The organism is Mycobacterium sp., from assembly GCF_032159765.1.
GTDB lineage: Bacteria > Actinomycetota > Actinomycetes > Mycobacteriales > Mycobacteriaceae > Mycobacterium.
Genome location: NZ_JAVHWM010000089.1, coordinates 1 through 26235, shown reverse-complemented (window position 1 = coordinate 26235; position 26235 = coordinate 1). Strand labels below are relative to the sequence as shown.

Genomic DNA, 26235 nt, shown 5'->3' with positions numbered 1-26235 from the left:
GCTTCCTCAGCTGCCGTACGACGGGCTCGCGGTCAGCACTTCGGATCCGTCGTCTGTGATGAGAACCGCGTCCCTCGTGAACACTGCTCCGACGCCCTGTTCCCACACGTAGCCGGTGACTGCCAGCACCATGCCCGGTTCGAGGCGTTCCTCGGCGGCCGTGCCCGGAAGCCGCGACGACACCAGGGGCGGGTCAAAGCCGAGCCCGAGCCCATGCGCGATCGGCATCGGCGGCAGGTGCTCACCCGCGGCCTCGTACGCGCTGATCAGGTCGGTGCCTACCGCGCCTGGACGGCAGGCCGCAATCAGCCTGTCCCACAGCTCATTCGATCGCCGGTACACATTCCGTGCGGGCTCGCCCGCGTCGCCGACCGGCCACGTCCGCCCGACCTCGCCGAGGTAGCCGTCGGCCAGCACGCCGGCGGCGAATGCCACGAGGTCGCCGGACTCGATGCGGCCGTCGCCGGTTGCCCTGCGCCAGGGATGTTCCCGCGACGTCACCCACGCCGCGTCCTGGGTCGCCGGTGTGCAGACCCCGCCGGCGGCCTCGGCCTCGAGAAGGACCCCTGCCAGCGACTGTTCGGAGACTCCGGGCCGCAGTTGTGCGGTCGCAGCGGCCAGGCTGCTCTCCGCGACCCGAAGCGCCGAGCGGATCGCGGTGACCTCGTCGGGTGTCTTGATCCGCCGCGCCGCGCGCATCGCCAACTCGCCGTCCACCAGCTCGGCATGCGGAAAGGCTGTCGGCAGCAGCGTGGCGAAAGTCGGTGACAGCGCGTCTGTTCCGACCCGTCGGGCAGTGGCCGCGCCGTCGATGCCGGCCAGTACGGAGATCAGCGTCATGGGGTTCCACGCGAGCCCGTAGAGGTGATCGTGTGGAATGTCGTCGGGAATGCCCTCGTCCCACGTGCTGTTGAGGTAGATCTCATTCGTGGACCAGACCACCGTGCAGATCGGCCCGAACGGCCGCGTGCCGGCAACCCAAAGCTGCGGTGCCCCAGAAAAATAGCGGACGTTGGCCTGCCGTCCGAGAACAAGGATGTCGAGGTCGTGCCTCTCCATTTCGGCGAACGCTCGTTCCCGCCGGCCCACTCGTAGTGCCCGGTCGTCGGGCAGGATCTCAGTCGCCATAGGGCGTATACGGGTAGTCGGTCAGCGACGTGTAGCCGCCTTCGGTGATGACCACGACCTCCTCGCTTCGGTAGCCGCCGGTGCCGTCTTCCCAGACCACCGGCTCCAACACCAGCACCATGCCGGCGGGGAAGACAAAGTTGTCGTCGAACTCCTCGCCGAGATCGGTACCGATCATGGGCATCTCGGCGGCATTGGTGCCGATTCCGTGCCCCAGATAGAAGTGCGGCAGCCACGGTTTGCGCCCGCCGTTCGCCGCGATTGCGGCGCGTGCCAGATCACCGGACGTGGCACCGGCTTTCGTCACCGACAACACGGCGTCGAGAATATGCCGCCACTGGTGGTACTGATCGTCCTGACGGAACGTCGGTTGCTCACCGACCAGCCACGTCCGGCCGAAGTCCGAGCAGTAGCCGGCGTAGGTGATGCTCGCGTCGGTCCACAGCACATCGCCCTTGGCCAGAGGACGTTCTGTGGTCAGCAGGGGAAGCGCGAGGTCGCCGTGCGTGGTCCAGACCCCTTCGGCTTTGGTGTGCGGCATCACCTGCCAGATCGCCTCGAGCATGTTCGCGGTCGCGCCCAGCTCAAACGCGCTGCGCACGAACGCCGCTGAGAGATCGACCTGGCGCACGCCCGGCGCCAGCGCCTTTTGCACGTGGACCATCGCCTCTTCGGTGATCCGGCATGCCTTGCGGATGCACGCGATCTGGTCCGGCGTCTTGACCAGTTTGGCGGCGCCGATCACCCGCGCCGCATCGACGGGTGGCCCACCAGGGTAGTGGCGCCCCGCGGCACGGCGCATCGCACCGGTCAACTCATCCACGGCTACAGTGGCACCGGCCGGAACGTACTCGGCGAGAATTCGCGCGAATTGTTCTGCACCTTCATCGAATTCGAGATACAGCGGTGGGTGCACATGGTCTGCGGGGACGCCGGACTCCGACGCGGCACCCTCGCGGAACGGCAGGAACAGATGCGGATGCTCGTCGGCGGCAAGCACGAGCGCGACGGGCCGCTCGACGTGGGATAGTCCCGCGTCGAGCAGTGGCCACGCCGCCCCTGTCGCGTACACGACGTTCCCATTGCCCAGCAGGATCAGCGCGTCGACGCCGTTGTCGGCCATCGCCGCCCGTAGCCTGGCCCCGGTTTCGCGGTACATGCGTGCCCGGTCGGGCAGGTCAACGGCTGTAGTGGATGACATCACGGTATTCGTCATGAGACGCCCAGGAACTCCTTGATGTTTCCGCTGCAGATGCGCGCGGCGTTCTCCGGACCGACCGCGTCGACGACCGCTGCGAGTGACTTCTCCGAATAGCCGAACGTGCTCTCGTTGTGCGGGTAGTCCGACGACCACATCACCTTGTTCACACCGATCTCGTCGATCAGCTTCAACCCGAGCGGATCCACCATGAACGACGCGTACATGTGGTTGTTCCAGTAGGTGCGCACGTCGTGCTCGAGTTGGTGGTTGAACATGTGCCGATAGGACGCGACCAGGTGCTCGGCGTCCTGCAGAGCCCACGGGATCCACGCGATGCCACCCTCGAACCAGCCGATCTTCAACTTCGGATGACGGTCGAGTATGCCGCTGAAGATGTACTTGGAGAATGTCTCCCGGAAGCCGTCAATGTTGATCATCATGCCGACGACGACGCTGTTGAACTCGCATGGGGTCTTCGGCGGCGTCTCGCCGATGTGATGCGCCAACGGCAGGCCGGCGTCCTCGATCTCGTCCCACACAGGCATCATCGCGGTGCTCGAGTAGTCGATGACGTTGCCGTCGTCGTCCTTGCCGGGGTTCAGTGGCATCAGGAAGGTCTTGAGCCCCAACGACTTCAGCTCGGTCAACGTCCGTCGCGCGCCGGCCGGGTCCCACCAGTTGATCAGGCCCGCGGCATAGAAATGGCCGTTGGAGCTTTCCTGCAATTCGGCCATCAGCTCGTTGTAGATGCGGAAGACACGCTCACGAATCTCTTTGTCGGGAAAGTGGAATAGCGCGAGCACCGCGTTGGGGAACGCCAGTTCCTTGTCGACGCCGTCGTCGTGCAACTCGGCGATCCGCGCCTCGATGTCCTTCGTCGCCGCGCCTGCCATGTCGTCGTATTGCATCAGCACCCGGCTGAAGTCACCCGGCAGGAAGTTCTTGCCCTTCAGGCCGACCATGTACGCGCCGTCCTCGTACCAGATCCGGGGCGCCTTGTCCTTCAGGTCGTCCGGAAAGCGGTCGTAGAAGATGTCGTCGGCCACGGAGATGTGGTTGTCGGCCGAGAACACCTCGGTGCCCGCGGGTAGGCCCACATCGAGCCCGCGGGCGTGCGCCTGCCGATTCTTCGGTGCGCCAAAGCCTTGCGGTGGATAAAGCGTTGCAGTACCAGGATGTGCGGTCATCGTCGATCCTCCATTCGGACTGAAGCTGGGCTGGTCACCACGTCACGGGCAATTCGTAGACGCCGTAAGACAATTGGTCGTGCTTGAACGGGACTTCCTCGACTCCGATGGCCAGTTGCAACGTCGGAACGCGTCGGAACAGCGTGGTGAAGAAGATCTCTAGTTCGGCGCGGGCGAGCTGTTGGCCGACGCATTGGTGTCTGCCGTAACCGAACGCCACATTGCGGCCGGCGCCCGCGCGGTGCAGGTACAGCCGGTCGGGTTCGGTGAAGGCCTTCGCGTCCCAGTTCGCGGGCGCGAGGTCGATGATGATGCCCTCGCCGGCCCGGATGAATTCGCCTGCGATCTCGATGTCTTCGACCGCGATGCGGCGCTGGCCGTTCTGGATGATCGACAGATACCGCAGCAATTCCTCCACCGCGTTCGCGATCACGCCCTGGTCGGTGGCATCGCGGATCACCGCCAGCTGGTCCGGGTTCTCCAGCAGCGCAACCACTCCGAGGCCGATCATGTTCGCGGTGGTCTCGTGGCCGGCTACCAGAAGGCCTGTTGCGAGCTGGGTGGCCTCCCTGATGTCCAGCTCGCCCGCCTTCAGCCGCTCGGCGATGTCGGACAGTGCATCTTCTGCGGGATTCTCAATCTTGGCCCGCAGCAGTTTGGCGATGTATTTGGCCAGACTCGTCACGCCTTGCACGTGTTCGTCGGAGCTCGCGTATCGACGCAGGCCGACACTGGACTGCTCCTGGAAGAACTCGGCGTCCTCGTAGGGGACTCCCAGCAGCTTGCTGATCACGAGCGATGGGATCGGCAGCGCCAGCGCGGCGACGATGTCGGCGGGTTGAGGTCCAGCCAGCATCGCGTCGATGTGCTCGTCGGTGATCTCCTGGATCGCGGGCCTCAGACCTTCAACCCGCTTGTACGTGAACGGCTTCGACAACATCCGTCGGAAGCGCGTGTGCTCCTCGCCGTCGGAGTTGAACACCGACGAGGGTCTCTGGTCGACGGTCGCCATCATGTGCTCGTTCCAGTGCGGGAACCCGCCACGCCTTTCGTCGACGCTCACCCGGGAGTCGGAGAACAGCGACCGCGCCTCGTCGTACCCGGTGATGAGCCACGGGGTGCTGCCGTCCCAGATCCGCACCCGGGACACCGGTTTGGTGACGCCGAGCTCACGCACCTCGGGTGGAGGTGCGAAGGGGCAACGGGCCTCCCTGGCCATCGGGTATTCGGGAATCTCGGTGGTCAACGTGTCGGTCATGGTGCGAAAATCTCATTCCTCGATCGAGATGACTGAAGCAGGGCACTCCGCGACTGCCCGGCGGACGTTCTCGGCCTCGTGTTCTGGAGGGTTCTCGTCAAGCAGGACGACGACGCCGTCGTCCTCGCGCTGGTCGAACACCGCGCTCGAATTCGAGACGCATTGGCCCGCGGAGATGCATTTGTCTTGGTCCACAGTGACTTTCATTGCCGACCTCTCTCACCGCTTGCCGTCACTGGTGCCAGCCAGAGTCCCACGAGTGCGTCGACCAGACTGGATCCGGCTGCGTGCCAAGATGATTCGGCTGACAACCTGCTCTGAGTCATCGCGCGTTCGCGTTCAGCACACGTATGCATCAACAGGTTGCGGGCCATCACGCTGCGCTCGGCGTGTACCGCTGCCGGCAGGTCGGGAAGACAGCGGGTGATCGCATCGACGACCTCGACGAGCGAATCCGAGCTCAGCGCGTCTTTGGTGACGATCTTGTGGTACTCGGGGTCGGCCATCACCTGCGCGGCGAATCGCGCGTACCAGCTCGGATTTCCGAGTTCGGCCAGGTGGTCGGTGAGCGGCCGCACCAGACAGGCGACCCAGTCACGCAGCTCGATCGATTCACCGGCGTGGGCGACCATCTGCTCACGCAGCCGTTCGATGGGCACCCGATGCCGCTGCTCGATCTCGCGCACCAGGTCCGTCTTGGTACCGAAGTGGTAGCCGACGGCGGCGTTGTTGCCCTGGCCGGCGGCCTCGCTGACCTGCCTGTTCGACACCGCGTAGACACCGTGCTCGGCGAACAACCGCTCCGCCGCGGCCAGGATCGCCTCGCGGGTGTTGTTCGCGCGGTCACTCTTGAGCGCTCGGGCCGTCGTCATCGGCTCAAGTCCAGCATGGCTTGCTATTTAAGTCAAGCGACTGATTTAATCGAGCTACGTGCGCCTGGTTAAGCGAACAGTACAAAACGCCCGCATCCGGGCGCGGCGCTGCAACACTGGCATCGATGAGCCGAGTGCGCGACGAGGAGGGAACAGCGGAGTGACGGCAAGCACCGAGAACGACGTCTACTACGACCCGTACGACGTCGGTCTCATTGCGGACCCCTATCCGACGTACCGGCGTTTGCGCGACGAAGCGCCGCTGTACTACAACGCCCGCTACGACTTCTACGCGCTCAGCCGATACGCGGACGTCAATAAGGCCGTGATCGACCACGACACCTTCAGTTCGGGCCGCGGCGCGATCCTGGAAGTCATCAAGGCGAACCTGCAAATCCCTTCGGGAATGCTGATTTTCGAGGATCCGCCGATCCACACCGTGCACCGCAAGCTGCTGTCGCGCATGTTCACGCCGCGCAAGGTCAACGCCCTGGAGCCCAAGATCCGTGAGTTCTGCGCGCAGTCGCTGGACCCGCTCGTCGGCGGAGGGCGGTTCGACTTCGTCAAGGATCTGGGCGCGCAGATGCCGATGAAGGTGATCGGCATGCTGCTCGGAATCCCAGAGGACGACCAGGAATTCATTCGAGACCGGTCGGATCGGCAGTTGCGGACCGAGGCCGGAAAGCCGATGAAGGCCGGACTGACCACGGGGAAGGTCTTCGCCGCTTACGTCGACTGGCGCGCCGAGAATCCGTCCGACGACATCATGACCGAGCTGCTCAACGTCGAGTTCGTCGACGAGACCGGGACCACTCGTCGCCTCACGCGCGACGAGTTGCTCGTCTACCTCAACGTTGTCGCAGGCGCAGGCAACGAGACCACGACCCGGCTGATCGGTTGGGCCGGAAAGATTCTCGCGGAACATCCCGACCAGCGCGCCGAACTCGCGGCTAATCCCGCGCTCATTCCCGCGGCCATCGAGGAACTACTGCGGTACGAGTCGCCGGGCCCGCACACGTCGCGGTACGTCACCCGCGATGTCACACTGCACGATCAGACGGTGCCGGAAGGCAGTGTCGTGATGATGTTGTTCTCCTCGGCCAGCCGGGACCAGCGTCAATTCGGTCCCGACGCCGACGAGTTCAACATCCACCGCGACACGCGCCAGCACCTGACGTTCGGTGTCGGCACGCATTTCTGCCTCGGAGCCGCGCTGGCGCGCCTCGAAGGCCGAATCGCCCTTGAGGAAATCCTCAAACGCTTCCCCAAGTGGGACGTCGATCTGACCGACGCCAAACTCAGCCCGACGTCGACGGTGCGGGGGTGGGAGTCGATGCCGGCTCTCGTGCCGTGAACACCGTTTTGTACTTCGCCTCTGACGAATCACGTTACGTCACAGGCGTACAGCTGCCCGTGTACGCGGGTTGTCTACTCAAATAGGGAGATGCGCATGCCGGAGTTTGACTACGAAGAGATGAAGAAAGAAGCAGAGCAGTACATCAGGTTTGAGAAGGACAAGAAGAACCGGATCGCCACGATCACCTTCGATCGTCCGGACGCCCAGAATGCGACGTCGCTCGGCATGCGCCAGCTCTATGCCGACCTGATCCACAAGTGCAACGTGGACGACGACGTCAAGGTGGTTGTGATCCGTGGGGAGGGCCAGGATTTCGGCAGCGGTGGTGATCTGCCTGAGCAGCGCGGGATGATTGAGAACCCGAGCATGCCGCTGTTGCATGAACTGGCTATCAACGACGATGACGTCAAGTACCCACCCGGCGGCTCCTATCGCTACCTCTCGACCGTCACGGACTTCTACGCCAAGGCCCGCGCGGGCAACCGGCCCTTGCAGGAGCTGCGCAAGGTCAGCATCATCGAGGCCAAGGGCTACTGCTACGGCTGGCACTTCTACCAGGCAGGCGACGCAGACCTCGTTGTCTCCTCGGACGACGCGCTGTTCGGCCACCCCGCGTTCCGCTACGTGGGCTGGGGCCCCCGCCTGTGGTGGTGGGCTGAGACCATGGGATTGCGTAAGTTCTCCGAAATGCTCTTCACCGGGCGGCCTTTCAGCGCCAAGGAGATGTACGACTGCGGGTTCGTCAATAGCGTCGTGGCTCGCGACGACCTCGAAGCGGAGACCGAGAAGTACGCCTTGGCATGCTCGAAGTCACGACCGACCGATACCGTCGCGGTGCAGAAGACCTTCCTGGAGCTGTACAAGCAGCACAAGGGTGAGTACTTCGGCAGCCTGCTCACCGGCATGGTCGAGGGCATGCTGCCGATGATCACCAACGACGTGGAGAACACGGTTGACCTCACCGAGGGCACGTTCGAGAGGGGTCTCAACAACGTGGTGAAGGACAACGACATGAACTTCCCGCCTGAGTGGCGGTTGTCCCGGTCGGGGCGAAAGAAGCCCTGACGCAACGGCGTATGTCGGCTCTCACGGGAATTCGCGTCGTCGAGCTTGCCGAAGCCGCGGCCGGCGAGTACTGCGGCAAGCTGCTCGCTGACTTCGGCGCCGAAGTCGTCAAGATCGAGCGGCCGGGCACCGGCAGCCCGACCCGCTCGTTCGGCGCGGCGCCGTTCGCGTATCTCAACACGAACAAGCATTCCGTCGAGCTCGACGCCACCTCGCCTGACGGAATCGCCTCGCTGCGCGCGATCATCGCCACGGCCGATGCGGTGATCGACGATCACGCTCCCGCCTGGGTAGAGGCGGCGGGACATCCCGACGTCGTGTTCTGCTCGATCACGCCATACGGTCAGGGTGTCCCGGCAGAGTTCCAGAACGCCAAGAGCCTCAATGTGTTCCACAGCAGCGGGTGGGGATACCACACCCCCAGCCACGCCGATCCGGCGAAACCGCCGCTGAAGGGACCCGGCCGGTTTCTCGCCGACTACGAAGCGGGTTTGGAAGCGGCGCTGTGCGTGGCGTCTTCACTGTTCAGCCAATTACACACGGGCGAAGCCGAGTTCATCGACATCTCGCAGCAGGCCGTGCTGGTGTCGCGCGCCGACTGCATCCTGGGGAGGTTCGTCACCGGCGAAATCGTGCCTGAGAACACCCGTGACGACTTCGACCAGCAGGGCCCGGCAGCGTTCTTCGCCTGCACAGACGGCTACGTCTACCTCTACATGACAAGCAGCAACCACTGGCTCGGCGTCAAGAAGCTTATGGGCCAACCGGAATGGCTCGACGCGTTCGAAGACGACTGGCTCGAGTTCTCCGTCACGCTCAAGAAAGTCGCAACATTTCAGCGGGGCTTCGCCGAGTGGGTGGAAGGGCTGCGCAAGGAGGAGACCGCGGAGGCAGCTCAGCGCCTGGGCGTGCCGCTGGTCCCGGTGAACGATCTCGCGGACCTCCGTGATCTGGCGCAGTACCGACATCGCCGCTTCTTCCGCGACATCTACCCGACGGTGCCCTACAAATTCAGCGCATCTCCTGCTGAAATCGCCTTGCCTGCACCGACTCTCGGTCAGCACACCGCGGCCGTCCTCGCCAGCCTGACGTCGCCGCGCACGAGGCCGTCGGTGCGGTCGCCCCAGCTCAAGCCACCGGGGACGCCGCGGGGCGGTCCTCTGGAAGGGGTGCGCGTCGTCGAGCTGACCAAGGTGTGGGCAGGCCCGTACGCGGGAAAGCTGCTGGCACTGTTGGGCGCTGAGGTGATCAAGGTCGAAACAGCGGGGCGGCCCGAGGAGATGCGCGCATACGGCGGCACCGACATCAACCACGCGCCGTTCTTCCTGAGCATCAACCCCGAGATCCTCAGCGTGGACCTCGACATCAAGTCGCCCGAGGACATGGCCCGATTACACGAGTTGATCGCGCACAGCGACATCGTGATCAACAACCTGCGTCCCGGTGCGATGGAGCGGCAGGGCCTCGGTTACGAACAACTCGCGGCCATCAAGCCCGACATCATCGACGTGTCGATCAAGATGTGGGGCAACGACGGGCCGCTGGGCCACCAGACCGGCTATGCGCCGTGTTTCGCGGCGCTGGCCGGCCTCGCGTCGCTCGTCGGCTACGCCGGTGGCCCTCCGCTGGGCGCCAGCATGCGGTACGGCGATTCGACTGTCGGTGCGGCCGCTGCCTTCGCCGCTGTCGTGGCGCTGATGCATCGCGAGCTCACCGGCGAGGGGCAATTCGTGGATGTGTCTGCCGTGGAGACGCTTTCGTCGATGATCGGTGACTGCCTGCTCGAACAGGCCCTCACCGGAACACAACTCGGCCCCGACGGCAACCACCACGCCGACATGGCCCCGCACGGCTGCTACCCGTGTACGGATCAGGCCTGGATCAGCATTGCGGTCTCGGACGAGTCGCAATGGCGGGGTCTGTGCGATGTTCTCGACTCTGGGCTGGGCGCCGATCCCCGCTACGCGACGATGCAGGATCGGCATCGCAATACCGACGCGCTTGACGCCGACATTGCACGACTGACCGCAGGCTATGACGCCGAGCATCTCTCGCACCGCCTGCGGGCCGCGGATGTGCCCGCAGCCAAGAGCGCCACGTCACTGGATGTCATCAGTGACCAACGACTTTGGGACCGTGAGCTGTACCGGTTCGTCTCCGATCACGTCGAGGGCCAACGCGTCGTCCTCGGACCGTCGTGGCGCATGTCGCACAATCCGGCGAGGGTCTCCCGGGGCGCGCCCGACCTCGGCGAGGACAATGACTACGTGATGCATACCATCCTCGGCGCCGGGTCACGGACATGACGGGCGCACTGGCCAATACCGCCGCGCTGGTCACCGGCGCCAGCAGCGGCATCGGTGCGGCGACGGCGCGGGCGCTCGCCGCCGAGGGAGCAGCGGTGGCACTCGTTGCCCGCCGGGCCGATCGGCTGGCCGAGCTGAAGGCTGAGATCGAATCTGCGGGGGGCACTTCAGTGGCACTGCCTGCCGACGTGACCGACGCCGATCAGGTCGCGGCGGCGGTCGAGCGCGCAGTCCAGGAGCTGGGACGGCTCGACACCGTGGTGAACAACGCGGGGTTGATGCGGATGGGGCAGGCTGCCGAGGCGCCGCTGCAGGATTGGGATGATCTGGTGGCTGTCAATATTCAAGGGGTGCTGTACGTTACGCGCGCAGCGCTCCCCCACCTGATCGAGGCGGCGGCCGACTCACCGCGAGGGGTGGCGGACCTGGTCACGATCAGCTCCACCGCTGGCTGGGTGGCCCGGCCCAACACCGCGGTCTACTCCCTGACGAAGTTCGGTGTGAATGCGTTCAGCGAGGGTGTGCGCCAGGAGGTTCTCGGCAAGAGGGTGCGGGTGGGCGTGGTCGGGCCGGGCACCGTCGACACCGAGATCACAGAACACCTACCTGCCGAGTCCCAGGCGGCATTCCAGCGGCAGACGGAGGGAATGACGAAGCTGCGGTCCGAGGACGTCGCGGATGCCGTGATATACATGGTCACCCGCGACCGACGAGTTGCGGTGAACCACATGCTGGTTCGTGCCGCCGAGCAGACTTGGTGACCAACAGCTGGGTGACTGGCGACCATTTCGGCCGCTCCATTCCCGCGGACCCCGACGCGCTGCGCGCGGGTGGGCCGGGCTTTCTCACCGAGGCGTTCCGCGCGTGGGGCGCAATGAGCGACGGCAACGCCGTCACTCGCATCACCGGCGACCAGGAGATACCCGAGGGCAGCACTGGTCGCAAGCTGCTCCTGGAGGTCGAGTACGAGAACCCCGAACCGAGCTTGACCACCGAGCTTTTCGTAGAGTTCTTCCGCGATGCGGCCAACCCGATCCGAGATCGCGGCAAGACACAGATGGAGCCGGAAGTCAGGTTCGCGGTGCTGTCGCGCTCACCGGAGTTTCCCATCGCGGTGCCGAGGCCGCAGTTCGCCGACTATCACGGGGACAGCGGCACCGGCCTGCTCATCACCGAGCGGATTACCTTCGGCGCCAACGGGATCGAGCGGCAGTATCACAAGTGCCTCGACTACGAGATGCCCGAGCCGTATGAGCACTACCGTGCGCTGCTGGCCGCGATCGCCCGGCTCGCCGGCACCCACCGCTCGGGACGGCTGCCGGCAGATCTCATCGGGCAGTTTCCGATAGACCTGCAAGCCGCGACGGTAGGAAAGCCGCCCCCGTTCAATGCCGACAAGTTACGTCGACGCCTGGCGCAGCTCGCCGAGTTCGCTCAGGCCCATCCGGCTCTCCTCCCCGATAGCGTGCGAGCGCCCGAGTTCCTCGCGCGGCTGCAGTCCGATGTTCCCCGCTTCGCGCACCGGGAATCCGCGGTGTGGCAGTACCTCGCGCATGACCGGATTACGTTGCGCTGTGCCACTGGAACGCCAACGTCGACAACGCGTGGTTCTGGCGTGACGAGGACGACGTGCTGCAGTGCGGGCTGATGGACTGGGGTTGCGTGAGTCAGATGAACCTCGGCATGGCGATCTGGGGCGCAATGTCGGCGGCCGAGACGGATCTTTGGAACGAGCATCTCGACGATCTGCTGGGCGTCTTCGTGGACGAGGTCCACCGGTGCGGCGGCCCTAAGCTGGACGGTGACGAATTGCGCAGACAGACAACCATGTACGCCGCAATGATGGGCATCACATGGCTGCTCGACGTGCCTGCGCTGATTCGCTCGCGATTCGGCACGGCAGAAGACCTGACCCGATTCGACTCGCGCATACGTGACGACGAAAGCGTCCGCGCGCCATTGCAAATGATGACGAACTTCCTCAATCTCTGGGAGAGGCAACGCGTCGGCGACGTCTTCGAATCACTCCTCGGCGACTAGTCACGTCGAACCGAGCCGATGGACGCCCTTCTGGCGGGATCGATCACCGCGCGATACGCGCGACGGTTACTACTGCGGCGCAGGATTTGCGCAATCCGCGTGCGGAATCACGATATGAGAGGAGTCTTGAGGGTGCGACACTTTTGTGTTGCCCTGAGACGGGTGGGTCACGTGTGGGCGTGATTCACGCCAGCCGACACGGCAAGCTGGCTAGCGGCGTGCGCGTCCAGAGGGACGACCTGCAGAGAGGCAGCTGAGATGGTTCGGGAAGCATCCAAGTCCGCTTTCGTCATCATGCCGTTCGCGCCGGAGTTTTGTGCTGGATATGAAGACGTTATCAAGCCTGGTACGCGCGCTGCCGGCCTTGAGCCCGAACGCGCGGATGAGCAGTCACTGGGCCACATTCACGGGATGATGCTTAAGGGTATTTTCGAGTCGCCAGTGGTGATCGCCGACGTCTCTAATGCCAACCCGAATGTCCTCTACGAACTGGGCATCTCGCACACCACGGCACGCAAGACCATCACCCTTGTGCGCGAGGATTACAGCGGCTGCCTCCCATTCGACTTAGCGCCCTACCGAGTGCTCATCTACCCGAAACGGCCCGATGACTCATGCAGCGATGAAGAGAGGGAGACATATGAAAAGGCGGCGAGCGACGCAAAGAAGTCGCTTGCCGAATACCTCGCTGCCATCCTCGAGGACGATACGGCGGGCATCGACAATCCAGTCCAGGACTTTCTGGCGAAGCGCTCGCCGCTAACCCGCGCCGAGAGCACTAACGCCGACTCCCTCAAGGACACACACGAGGAGCAGATGATCGCCAACGCCGACAGCGACATCCTTGCCGTCGGCATCACCGGTGCTCACTTCGTGAAGGTGCTGGGCCGCGTCATACACGGTGGCGCGCGGAGCACGCCGCTATCGGTCCGTCTCCTGACCCTCGATCCCGAAGACCGCAACGGGTGGCGATACGTCTACCACCTGAGAGAGGGACGCGCACTGCCCGATGATGAGTTCGAACGGCTCTTTGCCGAAGATCGTGTGGATATCCAGCGCACATCGCGGCTTATGGAGACGCTCAACAACGAGAGCCACGACTTCCACGGGGAGATTCTGTATTACACCGGTATTCCTGTCTTCTGGGCCTACGTCGTCGATAGCGACCGGATGTTCGTCGGCAACCTCTCTATGAACCGATTTACCATTCGTCTGCCGGTATCGATTTTGGTGAAAGACGACCCCCGCACACGCAGCCTTTATCGCTACTACCGATCCGCGATCGACGTCCTGATGCGATCTCAACCACGTTCCCTTCAAACAAGCCCGTGAAGTCAATTGCGCTCGAAGGCCGGCGTGTGCTCGACTCGGCCGATCAGCGGTGACCGTGTCGGGTGGTGACCCACCCGCTGATCACCCAGGACGGGCCGGCGGGCTCGACCAACCGATCACGCTCGCACGATGGATGACGAATGTGCGAGCCGGTGACAGAGCGATTAGCCCGGCAGGATGGCTGTTGAGTTCGATCGGTATCGTCACGTCGCAGGTAGACGAACTCGTTCCGGAGCTGTATGGCCCTGTCCTCATTGATGTTGGCAGGCGGCCAAATGACGTGCCGCGCTTACTGACAATTCCGTACGGAACGTTCTTCCGATTGAATCCCGAGGTTCTCCAGGGATATGCGGTGCAGCACCCCCGCGGCGCGCTGTTGGACTCCGGGGCGCGAGCCGCCTGGATCGTCAAGCACGTCGACGTCCCCAACGGCACGATGGCCATCGAACACGAAGGATCGACCGATGCGGTCGAGACTGCCGACGTCATCAGGCACAACCTCGACGCACTTAGCCAACGCACCAAAGTACGCACTGCAGCCAACGACTCACACGCGATCTTTACGTCCGCAGGTGTTTCGGCGGTGAGCGGCGGCGATTTAGCCCATCGGTCTACCGAGTCGCTCCAGGAAGAATTCGACATGCTGTCAGCCAGCATCGGAGCGCAATTGTATTTCCGGCAACTGGGCCGCGGAGTCATCGACATCGAGGAAGTTCCAGAGCTCTTGTCGGAGTTCGCTGACGCGCTCGGCTACGAAGCGATTGTGACGTGCGGAGAGCATCAGGGCGTCTTGCTAGTAGCGCTCCGCTCGACGGTGAACTCGACGCATATATCGGTTTCGCTTTCTCCTGATCCAGACGGAAAGGGGATCCGCGTCGAGTCCGAGGCCCTCGCACCCGGCGCGAGAAGGTTTCGACGAGATACCCGCGCGTCGCGTGGCGACGACCAATACGCCGACGACGAAGTGAAGGATATGTCTGTCGCTGCAGCAAGCGTCTCGGAGGCGCTCGCCGAGGCGGAGCGGCGGTATGAGGCCTTGGTGACAAGTTCGTCACACGTTGACGACAGGCGCGGCGGCGGGAGAGGAGACATGCTGGGGTGGTGGATCGGTGTGTTTCGCCAGCCACATGGCGGCCACGCGCCTGCGAGTTTCGACACGGTCAAGGGCATTCGCCTGGCGGTTTGGCAAACCGGACTGGGCGGGTTGGACTGGCTTGATGAGCTCGCGAAGGACGGACGCGCGATCGCCCTCGGCGGAGACGGCTATCCGATTCGGTTCACGGCTCAATGCGAGCAGCTGCTGCCCCGCATAGAAAACGGTCCTCCCAACGCGAGGGCGGTATGGCTATCCGACCCAACAGACATCATCGATTACGACAAGTGGCCCGGAAGAACGACCATCGACAGAGAAGCGATCGCCGACTGTAGCCCAGACGAATGGCTCCTCGTCGAGGCCTGGGATGAGAGCTAGACTGCGCAGCGCTCAATATCCACGGCTAGCCGATCAGCGACCGTACCTGCTCGCGCGGGAAGAACTCCTGATCCTCGCCCCAACCTTGGAGACCGTCCCAACGCCAGTCGGTGAGAGTCCAAAACGTCACGCGCCCAGGCCATCCGAACCAGCGCAGCGCTGTGCGAACACCACCCTCAGCCTGTAACCGGCGACCGCGATCGTCCGTTGCATCCAACGCGACGCGGGCAGGCGCGCCGCGCTTGCGTTTCCAGAACTCTGCGCTCGCCGCTGACGAGCTCGCCCAGCTCACCGTCCTTCACGAAATACCCTGCCGCCACACGATCTATCCCCGGCTCATTGCCAGCGATCGTGAGCGCGTGCCAGTGCGAGTCCGCGGACTCGATCGCCCACAGATAGTCCCCCGGCCGACGCGCTCCGGGCCGGTGCGGACCCCACGTGCGGTCACGCAATGAGTAGCAGTCGATTTCCAGCCGTTCGCCGTTTAGCACCACCGTGCCCGTCATCCGGCCCGGCTGGTCGAAATGCACTGGGGCACCGGGCTGCGGAGGGTGCCCGGCCCCGAGGTCGTGCGGCGCCATCAGAGCCGCCCACTCCAGATCCAGGTCGAGGCCGGGTTGCGAATACGACAGCCGATATCGCTTCATCGGGTCGATCACTTGGTGCCGCAGCGAGTTTGACAGCGTGAAGTCCCGAAAATCCAGGGCGACGGCAGACCGCTGATTCCAGTTCCAGTCGTAGAACAGGCAGTCGTAGATCTCTTCACCGCTGGGGTCCCACACCGCAGGCCCACCACCGGACGCTCCGGTACGCATATCCTGGAAGTAATAGACGAACCCATTGATCTGACGCTCCGGCACGTTGAAGCCAAACCAACCGCTCTCGTTCCAATGCGGGTCATCGCCCGGCGTATGGAAAGCCTCGTCGGCGTCAGACACCATAGGGCACATACGGATAGTCGGTGAGCGTGACGTAGCCGTCCTCGGTGGTCACGATGATCTCCTCACCGCGATATCCACCGGTACCGTCCTCCCACACCACGGGCTCCAGCACCAGTGCCATATCAGCGGGGAAGACGAAGTTGTCGTCGAACTCCTCCCCCAAATCCGTACCGATCATCGGTGATTCGGCGGGATAGGTACCGATGCCATGCCCGACGTAGAAGTGCGGCAGCCAGGGCTTGCGTCCGCCGTTGGCCGCGATCGCCGCGCGGGCCAGGTCACCCGACGTCGCTCCCGCCTTCGTCACGCTCAACACCGCGTCCAGGATCTGACGCCACTGGTGGAACTGATCCTGTTGCCGCGCAGACGGTTCCTCACCGACGAGCCACGTCCGTCCGAAGTCCGAGCAGTATCCGGCGTACGTGATGCTCACGTCAGTCCACAACACATCGCCGCGTTGCAGATCCCGCTCGGTGGTGAGCAACGGCAGCGCGAGATCGCCGTGAGTGGTCCAGACGCCGGCCGCCCGAGACGAAGGCATCACCTGCCAGATCGCCTCCAGCATGTTGGTGGTCGCTCCGAGTTCGAAAGCGCGGCGCACGAACTCAGCCGACAGATCGATTTGCCGCACGCCTGGTGCCAGCTGCTTCTGGACGTCGACGATCGCCTCTTCGGTGATCCGGCACGCCTTTCGGATGCACGACAACTCATCGGGAGACTTGACGAGCTGAGCGGCAGCAACGATCGGCGTCGCGTCCTCGTACGCCCCGCCCGGAAACAGCTTGTGCGCCGCACGGCTCATCGCGCCGGTCATCTCGTCCACCCCGACGCTGGATCCCGGCGGGATCAGATCAGACAGTTCCCGCGCGAAACCATCGACGCCCTCGTCGAATTCGAGGTATACCGGACCGTGCACGTGGTCCGCGGGCACGTGTGATTCGGTCGACGCGCCCTCCCGGAACGGGATGAACACGTGTGGTTCGTCGTCAGAGGCCAGCACGATCGCCACCGGACGTTCCACGTGGGACAGACCCGCATCGAGTAGTGGCCACCCCGTCCCTGTCGCATACGAGACGTGGCCGTTCAGCAGCAGAATCAACGCGTCGACGCCGTGGTCCGCCATCGCAGTGCGCAGCCGCGCGCAGTTGTGGCGATGCATGCGCGCGAGGTCTGGCTCCTCGGGTATCACCAGACCGCCCGGGCTCACCATGTGACCGGCAGCTCGTACACGCCGTAGGCCAGCGCGTCGTGCTTGAACGACACGTCCTCCAGCGGAATGGCCAGCTTCAGCGTCGGGATGCGGCGAAGCAAGGTGTGCAACACGATCTGCAGCTCCATCCGTGCCAGTTGCCCGCCTACGCACTGGTGACGGCCGTATCCGAACCCGACGTGCGGGCCGTCCTCACGTTGGAGGTCGAGCCGGCCAGGTTCGGGGAACTGTCGCTCGTCCCAGTTCGCTGGTGCGATGTCGAGGATGATCCCCTCGCCAGCGCGGATGGTCTCCCCACCAACCTCGATGTCCTCCACGGCGATTCGACGCTGACCGGTCTGGATGATGCTGAGATACCGCATCAGCTCCTCGACCGCGCTCGCGATCAGCTTCGGGTCGTCGGTGTCTCGAAGAAAATCGGCCTGCTCGGGATGTTCCAACAGCGCAAGCACGCCGAGCCCGATCATGTTGGCCGTCGTTTCGTGCCCTGCGATCAGGACACCCGTGGCCAGCTGTGCGGCTTCGCGAACGGACAGTTCCTCGGCGTTGACGCGCTCAGCGAGGTCAGACACCAGGTCCTCGGTGGGCTCAACCATCTTGACGCGCATCATTTTCGCGATGTACTTCGCCAATGCGGCCGCTCCCCTGGCCGTGTCCTCCTCGGTGGCGTACCGACCCATACCCATGCGAGCGTGCTCCTGGAAGAACTCCGCATCCTCGTACGGCACGCCGAGCATCCGGCTGATCACCAGCGAGGGGACGGGCAGTGCCAGCCCGTTGACGATGTCGCCCGGCTGGGGTCCGGCCAGCAGTGCGTCGATGTGGTCGTCGGTGATCTTCTGCACGTCGGGCCGCAGACCGTCAACTCGCTTGAACGTGAACGGCTTTGACAACATCCGCCGGTAGCGAGTGTGTTCCTCGGCGTCGGAGGTGAACACCGACCGCGGCCGTGTGTGCACCGTTGCCAGCATGCCTTCGTTCCAGTGTGGGTAGCCGGGCTTGCGATCGTCGACGCTCGTGCGAGAGTCGGTGAAGAGCTCCCGTATCGCTTCGTAGCCGTGGATCAGCCACGGGGTGCTGCCGTCCCAGATCCGAACCTTGCTCAATTGTCTTTCGGTGTTGAGCTCCAACACTTTTGGTGGCGGCGCGAACGGGCACGCGGCAGCCCGCGGCATTGGGAATTCTGGAATATCGGTGACGGTCATGGATCTCCTAACGCCGGGCGACATTCACATGGACGGGGGCCTGCCACAGCCCGACGATCGCGTCGACCAGACCCTCGCCGGCGATCGGCCAGACCGACCGCGAGCGCGGCCCGCGCTGCGCCAGCTCGCCCTCGTGTTCGGCGCACGTGTGCATGAGCAGATTGCGAGCCATCACGATCCGCTCGAACCGAACTCGCTTCGGCAATTCGGGAAGGCACCGGTTGATGCCGTTGATCGTCTTCACCAGAACGGGCGAGCTGAGCGCGTCGGCCGTCACCACCTGGCGGTACGCGGGGTCGGCCATCGCCTGAGCGGCGAACCGTGCGTACCAACTCGGGTTCCCGAGCGCCTCGAGGTGGCCGGTGAGCGGACGAACTAAGGCCCCGACCCAGTCGCGCAACTCCGATGATTCGCCGATGGCGGTCAGCGTGTCCGCGCGCAGGTCCTCGATGGGCGCGCGGTGCTTGGTCTCGATGGCACGGAGTAGATCCGTCCTGCTGCCGAAGTGGTAGCACGCGGCGGCGTTGTTCCCCTGGCCCGCGGCCTCGCTGATCTGGCGATTGGACACCGCGTACATGCCGCGCTCGGCGAACAGCCGCTCGGCGGCGGCCAAGAGCGCCTCCCGGGTCGCCATCGACCGGTCGGTACGCACGACTCGCGCAGTCGTCACCGACTCAGTGAACAGCAGCAACACAATTAAATCAAGTAATTTAGATTAAGCACTGTGCTCAGCGAAGTGCTTATGTCTCGTAAGTCGCCACAGCGAATACCCCAGTCGCACATAGCAACTGGCAGCCCCCAATTAACTGGCGGCGAGACCGCGATTAGGTAGTACTGCGCCGAAATCGGCGAGATTGCAGTAGTGCGCTACTGAGCTCCCTTGTCCTGCGGTGTCCCATCGTTTCGCCAGGACACTACGAAGGAGACGACGATGAATGTCGCGAAGCACATCGGCCGAATCGGCGCACTGGCGGTCGCGCTCGGAGTAGGGATTGCGGGCGCCGCTGCGCCTGGTGTGGCGATGGCAGAGGCTAATGATCCGGCCGATACGACCGCTCTGATGTTGTGCGGGACCACCTGCCCGACCTTGGACGCCGCCACCGTCGAAATCATCATGAACCAGTTCATCAAGCCCACTCATCCGGACCAGACCATCAGGCCGGTCGCGGTGACCGCGCCAGGGGAGGCTTGGCCTATCACGGGGCTTTTTCGCCTTCTCGAACTCGGGCTCGCAGATCCGCGTCTCGGGGCATTCGGTGGCCCAGCGTGGCCGGATGAGCCGTGGTGGAAACTCTCGGGGCTGTTCGACCTCACCGGCGATCAGTCCATCGAGGCAGGGGTCGCCAATCTGGAGACGGCGATGGCCGACTACCCCAACAAGCCTCTGGTGATATACGGCTACTCACAAGGCGCGGTCGTCGCGGTTAAGGAGAAGCGCAAGCTCGCCGAGCAGTATCCGGCGGGAACTACAGCGCCCGATATCGACTTCGTGCTGGCCGGTGACGCCAGCGTGCCCAACGGCGGCTTTGGTGCACGGTTCCCGGGTCTCCACATCCCGGTCCTCGATTGGTCGTACGACGGCTCCGAGCCGACCGATACCCAGTTCGATACGACCGTCATCACGCGCGAGTATGACGGCTTTGCCGACTTCCCGTTGTATCCGCTCAACGTCATCGCCGACCTGAACGCGGTTCTAGGCATTATGTACGTGCATACTTGGCCGTTCGAGGTCAGCCTGCCTGCGGATCCGACGACATCGCCGGCCTACCAGGGCACTAACGGCGACAGCAGCTATTACCTCTTCGAGACGCAGGATCTACCGTTGTTCGCACCGCTGCGCCAGCTGGGGGTGCCCGAGGCGCTGATCGATATCGTCGAGCCAGTCTTCCGTGTGCTCGTGGACCTGGGGTACGACCGCACCATCAAGCCGTGGGAACCCACACCGGCGCGGCTGATCCCGACGACGCTCGACCCGGCAAAGGTGGTCGCCGATCTGGTCAACGCACTCGGTGAGGGCGTCAACAACGCAGCGGCCCTCGTTGGTTCACCCGCGGCGCTGACCGGACCGACGCCAGCTCGCGTTGCGGCACTCGGGCCAGTTGATGCGACACCGAAGATCGTGAGCAAAACAGCGGCAAAAGCCAATCCGATGGCGCTGACGGCACCGGCTGGGACCGATGTGCCCGCGCCGACAGCACCGGTGGCCCAACAGAATCCGACGGCCGCCCCCACTGGACTCGGGACTCAAACCACCTCTGCGGTATCGACGAAACCGACGGCCCGATGGAATCCGGCGCGTTTCATGAAATGGGCGAACAAGAAGAATCCCGTGGCATCGCTCTCAGCAGCGGGCAATGCGCCCGAGCCGGGTGTTGACCCGAAGCCGACGCCTTCGGCTACAACTTTGACACCCAAGGCATTGAAGCCTGTCGGTCCGGCGGCGACCCGAAGGCCAGTCGGTAAGCCGACGCACGATGTGTCCGCGCCTCGCAATGTCCGTAGGACCACGGCGGGCAGCGACAGCGATGGAACGCTGAAGGCCAGTTCCAAAGGCAGCAGCTCGCCGGACGGCGCAGGTTCCTAGCCCTTCATAAGCGCCTCGGCCCAGGCGATGTGTCCTTCGTAGCCAAGCGATTTCGCCATCGCGCGATAGCGGTACACCAAGTCCCGATAAGCAACGTCCTCGCCCCGGGCTCGGGCCAGCAGCGCCCGCAGCCGCAGCAGCGTGACGTCGAGCATCGCCGAATCTTGATCGGCCGCCAGGTTTGCCAACCACTCCATCGCCTCGTGAGCTTCGGCCAGGTCGCCCTGGGCGCCACGCTCCAGCAGTGTCTCCACCAGAACACCGGCGCCCCAAACGCCGTAGAAGAGGTGTTCTGCCTGGCGCAGCTCGCCGACGGCTTGGCGCATCACCGGTATGGCATCATCGCGGTCGCCGCGCCTGGCCGTTTCCCGGGCGGTGAACACGTCGGTGACCGGGATGAGGAAGAGGGCACGCTTGCGCAGCCATAGGTCGCGTGTCTGCATCATCAATTCAAGTCCGCGCTGACGGTCGGCCGCGTCGTCCCGATTCAGCAGCCCGACAGCCAACGCGTACCCGGCCAGGCCCAGTGCGCGATCGTTGCTGGCCCCGTGGGCGGTCTGCAGCGCATCCTCGCAAGCGCGCACCGCCGAGTCATCGGCCCGAAGCACCCCGAAGTGAATCGCGTGACCGTAGGCCCAGCTGACGACACCGGAGAAGGTTTCCGTGTTGCTGCGTCGGGCCATTGCGACGGCGTTGTGGAGGTCTTGGCGCCATCCGGGACGGCCCAGCCACCACCGAGCATGGCCGCGCCATGCCAGCGCGATCGCCAGCGGTGATCCCACACCGAAGCCGGCGCCCTTGACGGGGTCACCGGCGGCCAGGTCGACGACGACCTGCGACCACCGCAAGATCTCGCCGAATTCACCGACGCCGAGCCAGTTGACGAACGCTATGGCCGCCAACGCCATGGTCGGGGTGGGATCGCCGATCGACTCGAGCAGCGCCACTTGTTCGGACGTCAACCTCGCCGCCTCACGCGCGCGCCCGGCGTAGCAGAGCTCGGTGGCCGGCGCGCTCATGCCGATGGCCAGCGAGACCTTGTCTCCGGCCGCGCTGCACAACTCCCGCAACTCCGCGAAGCGGCCCTGGCTGTCCTGGACCTCGCGGGCTTGTAAGTCGGTGGCACACCGCATGGTGCGCGGGGCGATGCGCATCGACAGCTGGTCGGGGTCGTCGGCAGGCAGCGCGTCGGCGAGCCGGCGGGCCCGCTCCCAGCTGAGCCGGGCCGCGACGAGATCTCGGTTGGTGGACCACGCACCGGCGCGCATGTGCCAGCCGTACGCCGTGTGCAGTTCGCCGGCAGACTCGAGATGTTCGGCGATCAGCGCCGCATTCTCCTCCACCGACGCCGGCGCACGCTCTTGAATCGCGGTGGCCAGGCGCCGGTGCCGCTCGGCGCGATCGGATTTCAGCTGCGATTCGTAGGCCACCGCGCGGATCAGCGGGTGCCGGAACGCGAACTCGGCGCTCGGGGTGAGCCGCACCTGATCGATCAGCTCCGCGCCCAGCAGCTCGTCAAGTTCCGGATCGATGCCCAACGCGGACAGCAGGTCGGCCCCGAATCGGGCACCGATCACCGATGCCGCGTTGAGCGTCCGCTTGGCCGGAACGGTCAGGCGGTCGATGCGTGCCTCGATGGCCGCCTGCACCGTGGCCGGCACACTCACCTCGGCAACATCGACCCGACAGAAGTAGCCACCGAGCTGGCCGGTCAGCACCCCGCGCTGGGCTAACTCGCGCACCATCTCCTCGGCGAAAAATGGATTCCCGGCGGCCCGCTGGGCGATGATCGCCGCCAGCTCGCCGACGGACGGATCCGGACCCAGCAGCGCGCCGAGTAGCGCTGCGATGTCCGAATCACCCAGTGGGGCAAGGGCTATCGCCTGGGCCCCGTGCGCCCGCGTCAGCGCTCCCTCGTATTCGGGGCGGGCGGTGATCAACACCATCGACTGGGTACGCGGAATGACGCGAAGGAAATCGGCCAGCATCGATTCGCTGACCGCGTCGATCCAGTGCGCATCCTCGATGATGAACAGCGCCGGTGTGGTGCGCGCCATCGTCGCGTTGTTGATCAACGCGGTCAACCGGCGCCGCCGAGCATCGGCGGCGATGGCGGGCAGCGGCACCTCGGAGTCGGCGATGCCCAGCAGATCATCAAGCAGCAGCAGATCCTGCGGATCGGCATCGGCCGGCACAACTGCGCGCAACCGCGCGCGGGCGTCCTCGCCGGCGCCTATGTCGGCGACACCGCTGCGCGCCCGCAGCAGCCCCGCCACCACCTGGAACGGGACCTCACGGGCGTGCGACTCGCAGAATGTCCAAAACACCTCGACCCCACGACTTGCCGCCAGGGCCGCGGCCTCCCGAGCTACCCGGCTCTTGCCGATGCCTGGCGGTCCGACCACATTTACGACACCACCGCGGCCACCGATCGCGCGGTCCATCATCGCGTCCAGGGCCGCCATCTCCCAGCGCCGACCGACCAGGCTGGCTTCGGTGCGCCCGATCCGCGGACGGCGCGGGCCGATCCCCATCAGCAGGCGCGCAGACACCGGTTGATCGGCGCCCTTGATGTGCACCCACTCCGGTTCGGCCAGCAGGACGCGGTGCTCGACCAGTCGTGCCGTCGACTCCGACAGCATCACCTCCCCCGGCGGGGCCACCGATTCCATCCGCTGCGCCATCCCGACCTGCTCGCCGATAGCTCTGTAGCCCAGCGAACCCGAACCGATCTCACCGGCGATCACCCGACCCGAATTCAGGCCCACCCGCAGCCGCAGCAGCACTCCGTCGCGGCGCTGCACCTCGGCCGCCAACCGGGCGGCCTCTTCCTGGATCGCCAGCGCGGCAAGACATGCGCGAAAGGCATGATCCTCCAACGCAACTGGAGCGCCAAACAGCGCCATCACCCCGTCGCCGGTGTACTCGACCGTCCCGCCGCCGTAGCGGCGCGCCACCGCCGCCGAGCGCTCCAGCAACTCGGTCATGACCTCGCGCAGCCGCTCGATATCCAGGGTGGCCGCGATGTCCATCGACCGAACAACGTCGGCGAACAGCACCGTCACCTGCTTGTACTCAGCCGAACGAGTTGCCTGCGGGAGTCGCGTACCGCACTCGCTACAGAACTTGTCCGTCGACGTGAAATGCGCGCCGCAGCAACCACAGATCAGCTCCGTCGCGGTCAGTCCACCATCCCGGCTGGCGCCCACGTCAATATCGTTTCACCCTTTGACAGCGAATTGCCAGTTCGCACACTCCAAGTCCCGAGAAATAGTCGTTGCTGGAGTCCCGTTAGTCATCACCAGAGTGGTGACGAAAAGGAGGAGCAGATGGAAGCCTGGGACGCCATCCGCGCGCGACGAAATGTACGCAGCTACTTGCCAGACTCGGTGCCGGCCGACGATTTGGACCGCATCGCGGAAGCCGGGTGGCGGGCGCCGTCGGCCTCCAACCGCCAGCACTGGGACTTCGTGATCGTCACCGACCGCGATCAGCTCCAAGAGCTGTCCACGGTGTGGCGCGGCGCCGGTCACATCGCTGCGGCGCCGGCCGCGATCGCGCTGGTCGTCCCCGCACCTGAAGACGAGCGGACCAAGCTCATCGACCAATACGACCTGGGGCAAGCGACGATGGCCATGACCATCGCGGCGACCGACCGCGGCCTCGGCACCGGCCACTCGTCGGTCGGCGATCAGGACAAGGCGCGCAAGATACTAGGCGTGCCCGACGATCACATCGTTTCGTTCCTGCTCGGCATCGGCTATCCGGCCGACCGCCCGTTGAAGCCGATTCTCAGTCCAAACCGGCGCCCCTTCGATGAGGTTGTCCACCGAGGACGGTGGTCGTCGTCATGAAAGTTCTTGTCCCCGACGAACTCGGCGTGAAAACGCTGTCCGCCGCGACGAACCTCGAGCCGATCCGCTATGAGCCCGGCGACCCGTGGCCATCCGAGCACCTCGACGCGACCGTCGTCGTCGTCGGCTATCTCAAGGCCCAAGAGGTGGGGGCCCGGTTCGCCGAACTGCCGGACCTGCGGCTTGTCCAAACCCTCAACGCCGGCTACGACCAGTGGCTTCCACTTCTCCCCGACGGCGTGATGCTGTCGAACGGGCGCGGCGCGCACGGCGGGTCGTCTGCCGAGTGGGTGGTGGCCGCGCTTCTGGACATCTACCGCAACCTGGCGTTCTTCCGGGAAGAGCAGTCCAAGGGCGTCTGGTCGCAGACCGGCACCGACACTCTGATCGGCAAGCGCGTCGTCGTCCTTGGGGCCGGTGATCTGGCGGTCAACCTGGCGGCACGTCTGGAGCCCTTCGAGACGGAGGTGACGCTGGTCGGGCGCCATGCCAGGCCCGGAGTGGTCGCGATCAGCGATGTCGACGAGCTGTTGCCGACGGCCGACGCGGTGGTCGCGATGCTGCCCAACGACGAGTCGACGCACCAGCTCATCGACGCCGGGTTCCTCGCCAAGTTGCCCGACCACGCTGTGGTGGTCAACGTCGGCCGGGGCGGTGCCGTGGACACCGACGCGCTGCTCGCCGAGCTCACCTGCGGACGGCTGCGCGCTGCCCTCGACGTCACCGAACCCGAGCCACTGCCGCCGGGGCATCCATTGTGGTCGGCTCCGGGTCTGTTGCTCACCCCGCATGTGGCGGGCACCACCACCGGCGCTTGGGAACGCGCGTGGAAAGTCGCACTCGAGCAGATCAAGGTTTTTGCCGACGGCGGCCGCCCGCCCAACGTCGTGGCCGGTTAGTGACAGTGTGCTGACACACGCAGCATCGCAACGCCGTGCGGCTCAATCGTCCGACTGATCGCGCCTGGGCTGGTTGCCGTGCTGTGCGACCAGAGGTCTCTGATCGAATAGCATTGCGTCTGCGGCAGTTTCAGCGCCTTGGCGTCTGTGGTGATGGAGGCCGGTCGATCGTCGGTGTTGACTAGCGCCACGGCCACGTCCCCGCCTGTTAGCGGTTTGACGAGCACACGCGGCTCGCCGCCTGTCCGCGTGGCGGGCGCCACCAGAGGGTCCTGATCGACGGCGATGACATCGGCATTGGTCAGGATGGCCCGCGTCGTTTCCG

The 26235-nt window shown here is 64.9% G+C and carries 20 protein-coding genes and 3 pseudogenes; 11 read left to right on the top strand and 12 right to left on the bottom strand.

Annotation, left to right across the window (positions count from 1 at the left end):
- Positions 1-6: 6 nt before the first annotated feature.
- From QOH60_RS09880 to QOH60_RS09855, 6 genes are read right to left on the bottom strand one after another with little or no spacing between them, the layout of a single operon-like run.
- Entirely contained in the window at positions 7-1128 is a 1122-nt protein-coding gene (locus QOH60_RS09880) for a M24 family metallopeptidase (protein ID WP_526419640.1), read from the bottom strand.
- Positions 1118-2344 (bottom strand): M24 family metallopeptidase, encoded by a 1227-nt coding sequence (locus QOH60_RS09875; protein ID WP_526419638.1) that lies wholly within the window; start codon positions 2342-2344, stop codon positions 1118-1120. The genes QOH60_RS09880 and QOH60_RS09875 overlap by 11 nt, the downstream gene beginning before the upstream one ends.
- Positions 2341-3516, bottom strand: a complete 1176-nt coding sequence (locus tag QOH60_RS09870) for an amidohydrolase family protein (protein ID WP_526419636.1) — start codon at positions 3514-3516, stop codon at positions 2341-2343. The genes QOH60_RS09875 and QOH60_RS09870 overlap by 4 nt, the downstream gene beginning before the upstream one ends.
- Before the next feature lie 34 nt (positions 3517-3550).
- Positions 3551-4774: a cytochrome P450 gene (locus QOH60_RS09865; protein WP_526419634.1), complete on the bottom strand. Its 1224-nt coding sequence runs from the start codon at positions 4772-4774 to the stop codon at positions 3551-3553.
- 12 nt (positions 4775-4786) lie between these two features.
- Positions 4787-4981 carry a ferredoxin gene (locus QOH60_RS09860; RefSeq protein ID WP_526419631.1) on the bottom strand — a complete coding sequence of 65 codons (195 nt, stop codon included), beginning with the start codon at positions 4979-4981 and terminating at the stop codon, positions 4787-4789.
- Positions 4978-5646: a TetR/AcrR family transcriptional regulator gene (locus QOH60_RS09855; protein ID WP_526419629.1), complete on the bottom strand. Its 669-nt coding sequence runs from the start codon at positions 5644-5646 to the stop codon at positions 4978-4980. The genes QOH60_RS09860 and QOH60_RS09855 overlap by 4 nt, the downstream gene beginning before the upstream one ends.
- A 160-nt stretch (positions 5647-5806) precedes the next feature.
- Between QOH60_RS09855 and QOH60_RS09850 the strand changes: the two genes are divergently transcribed.
- The 8 genes and pseudogenes from QOH60_RS09850 (at position 5807) to QOH60_RS09815 (ending at position 15217) form a co-directional block, all read left to right on the top strand.
- A complete protein-coding gene (locus QOH60_RS09850; protein ID WP_526419627.1) occupies positions 5807-7000 on the top strand; it encodes a cytochrome P450 in 1194 nt (397 codons plus the stop codon).
- Positions 7000-7086 (top strand): annotated as a pseudogene (locus QOH60_RS09845) (SDR family mycofactocin-dependent oxidoreductase); the annotation flags it as partial. The gene QOH60_RS09850 and the pseudogene QOH60_RS09845, both read left to right, overlap by 1 nt.
- Positions 7087-7096: 10 nt before the next feature.
- A complete protein-coding gene (locus QOH60_RS09840) occupies positions 7097-8068 on the top strand; it encodes an enoyl-CoA hydratase/isomerase family protein (RefSeq protein ID WP_526419625.1) in 972 nt (323 codons plus the stop codon).
- An 11-nt stretch (positions 8069-8079) separates the two neighbouring features.
- On the top strand, positions 8080-10374 hold the full coding sequence (locus tag QOH60_RS09835; RefSeq protein WP_526419623.1) for a CaiB/BaiF CoA transferase family protein: 2295 nt from the start codon (positions 8080-8082) through the stop codon (positions 10372-10374).
- Positions 10371-11135, top strand: coding sequence for an SDR family NAD(P)-dependent oxidoreductase (locus tag QOH60_RS09830; RefSeq protein ID WP_526419621.1), 765 nt, complete (start codon positions 10371-10373; stop codon positions 11133-11135). Before QOH60_RS09835 ends, QOH60_RS09830 begins: the two co-directional genes overlap by 4 nt.
- Before the next feature lie 11 nt (positions 11136-11146).
- Positions 11147-12414: pseudogene (locus QOH60_RS09825) on the top strand (hypothetical protein).
- Positions 12415-12672: 258 nt separating this feature from the next.
- Positions 12673-13746, top strand: a complete 1074-nt coding sequence (locus tag QOH60_RS09820) for a hypothetical protein (protein ID WP_526419619.1) — start codon at positions 12673-12675, stop codon at positions 13744-13746.
- Between the two features lie 184 nt (positions 13747-13930).
- Positions 13931-15217 carry a hypothetical protein gene (locus QOH60_RS09815; protein WP_526419617.1) on the top strand — a complete coding sequence of 429 codons (1287 nt, stop codon included), beginning with the start codon at positions 13931-13933 and terminating at the stop codon, positions 15215-15217.
- 176 nt (positions 15218-15393) lie between these two features.
- Here the strand turns inward: QOH60_RS09815 and QOH60_RS09810 are convergent, their stop codons facing one another.
- From QOH60_RS09810 to QOH60_RS09795, 4 genes are read right to left on the bottom strand one after another with little or no spacing between them, the layout of a single operon-like run.
- Positions 15394-16155: a DUF7064 domain-containing protein gene (locus QOH60_RS09810; protein WP_526419615.1), complete on the bottom strand. Its 762-nt coding sequence runs from the start codon at positions 16153-16155 to the stop codon at positions 15394-15396.
- Positions 16148-17368, bottom strand: a complete 1221-nt coding sequence (locus tag QOH60_RS09805; protein WP_526419613.1) for a M24 family metallopeptidase — start codon at positions 17366-17368, stop codon at positions 16148-16150. Before QOH60_RS09805 ends, QOH60_RS09810 begins: the two co-directional genes overlap by 8 nt.
- Positions 17362-18573, bottom strand: a complete 1212-nt coding sequence (locus QOH60_RS09800) for a cytochrome P450 (protein ID WP_526419611.1) — start codon at positions 18571-18573, stop codon at positions 17362-17364. The genes QOH60_RS09805 and QOH60_RS09800 overlap by 7 nt, the downstream gene beginning before the upstream one ends.
- Before the next feature lie 7 nt (positions 18574-18580).
- A complete protein-coding gene (locus tag QOH60_RS09795; RefSeq protein ID WP_526419656.1) occupies positions 18581-19258 on the bottom strand; it encodes a TetR/AcrR family transcriptional regulator in 678 nt (225 codons plus the stop codon).
- Between the two features lie 246 nt (positions 19259-19504).
- On the opposite strand from QOH60_RS09795, the gene QOH60_RS09790 reads away from it, so the two are divergent.
- Positions 19505-21157 (top strand): PE-PPE domain-containing protein, encoded by a 1653-nt coding sequence (locus QOH60_RS09790; protein WP_526419609.1) that lies wholly within the window; start codon positions 19505-19507, stop codon positions 21155-21157.
- Here the strand turns inward: QOH60_RS09790 and QOH60_RS09785 are convergent.
- The gene (locus QOH60_RS09785) at positions 21154-24342 is read right to left on the bottom strand and encodes an ATP-binding protein (protein ID WP_526419654.1); all 3189 of its coding nucleotides are present in this window, start codon (positions 24340-24342) and stop codon (positions 21154-21156) included. The genes QOH60_RS09790 and QOH60_RS09785 overlap by 4 nt on opposite strands.
- A gap of 144 nt (positions 24343-24486) precedes the next feature.
- Here QOH60_RS09785 and QOH60_RS09780 point away from each other — a divergent pair, with 144 nt between their 5' ends.
- A complete protein-coding gene (locus QOH60_RS09780) occupies positions 24487-25011 on the top strand; it encodes a nitroreductase family protein (RefSeq protein ID WP_526419607.1) in 525 nt (174 codons plus the stop codon).
- On the top strand, positions 25008-25910 hold the full coding sequence (locus QOH60_RS09775) for a 2-hydroxyacid dehydrogenase (RefSeq protein WP_526419605.1): 903 nt from the start codon (positions 25008-25010) through the stop codon (positions 25908-25910). The genes QOH60_RS09780 and QOH60_RS09775 overlap by 4 nt, the downstream gene beginning before the upstream one ends.
- Here the strand turns inward: QOH60_RS09775 and QOH60_RS09770 are convergent.
- A pseudogene (locus QOH60_RS09770) lies at positions 25907-26235 on the bottom strand (glycoside hydrolase family 27 protein); the annotation flags it as partial. The gene QOH60_RS09775 and the pseudogene QOH60_RS09770 overlap by 4 nt on opposite strands.

Bases quoted from the DNA above. Each gene is read 5' to 3' on its own strand.
- QOH60_RS09880 (WP_526419640.1), bottom strand. From the start codon at position 1,128: ATGGCGACTGAGATCCTGCCCGACGACCGGGCACTACGAGTGGGCCGG.
- QOH60_RS09875 (WP_526419638.1), bottom strand. From the start codon at position 2,344: ATGACGAATACCGTGATGTCATCCACTACAGCCGTTGACCTGCCCGAC.
- QOH60_RS09870 (WP_526419636.1), bottom strand. From the start codon at position 3,516: ATGACCGCACATCCTGGTACTGCAACGCTTTATCCACCGCAAGGCTTT.
- QOH60_RS09865 (WP_526419634.1), bottom strand. From the start codon at position 4,774: ATGACCGACACGTTGACCACCGAGATTCCCGAATACCCGATGGCCAGG.
- QOH60_RS09860 (WP_526419631.1), bottom strand. From the start codon at position 4,981: ATGAAAGTCACTGTGGACCAAGACAAATGCATCTCCGCGGGCCAATGC.
- QOH60_RS09855 (WP_526419629.1), bottom strand. From the start codon at position 5,646: ATGACGACGGCCCGAGCGCTCAAGAGTGACCGCGCGAACAACACCCGC.
- QOH60_RS09840 (WP_526419625.1), top strand. From the start codon at position 7,097: ATGCCGGAGTTTGACTACGAAGAGATGAAGAAAGAAGCAGAGCAGTAC.
- QOH60_RS09835 (WP_526419623.1), top strand. From the start codon at position 8,080: ATGTCGGCTCTCACGGGAATTCGCGTCGTCGAGCTTGCCGAAGCCGCG.
- QOH60_RS09830 (WP_526419621.1), top strand. From the start codon at position 10,371: ATGACGGGCGCACTGGCCAATACCGCCGCGCTGGTCACCGGCGCCAGC.
- QOH60_RS09820 (WP_526419619.1), top strand. From the start codon at position 12,673: ATGGTTCGGGAAGCATCCAAGTCCGCTTTCGTCATCATGCCGTTCGCG.
- QOH60_RS09805 (WP_526419613.1), bottom strand. From the start codon at position 17,368: ATGGTGAGCCCGGGCGGTCTGGTGATACCCGAGGAGCCAGACCTCGCG.
- QOH60_RS09800 (WP_526419611.1), bottom strand. From the start codon at position 18,573: ATGACCGTCACCGATATTCCAGAATTCCCAATGCCGCGGGCTGCCGCG.
- QOH60_RS09790 (WP_526419609.1), top strand. From the start codon at position 19,505: ATGAATGTCGCGAAGCACATCGGCCGAATCGGCGCACTGGCGGTCGCG.
- QOH60_RS09780 (WP_526419607.1), top strand. From the start codon at position 24,487: ATGGAAGCCTGGGACGCCATCCGCGCGCGACGAAATGTACGCAGCTAC.
- QOH60_RS09775 (WP_526419605.1), top strand. From the start codon at position 25,008: ATGAAAGTTCTTGTCCCCGACGAACTCGGCGTGAAAACGCTGTCCGCC.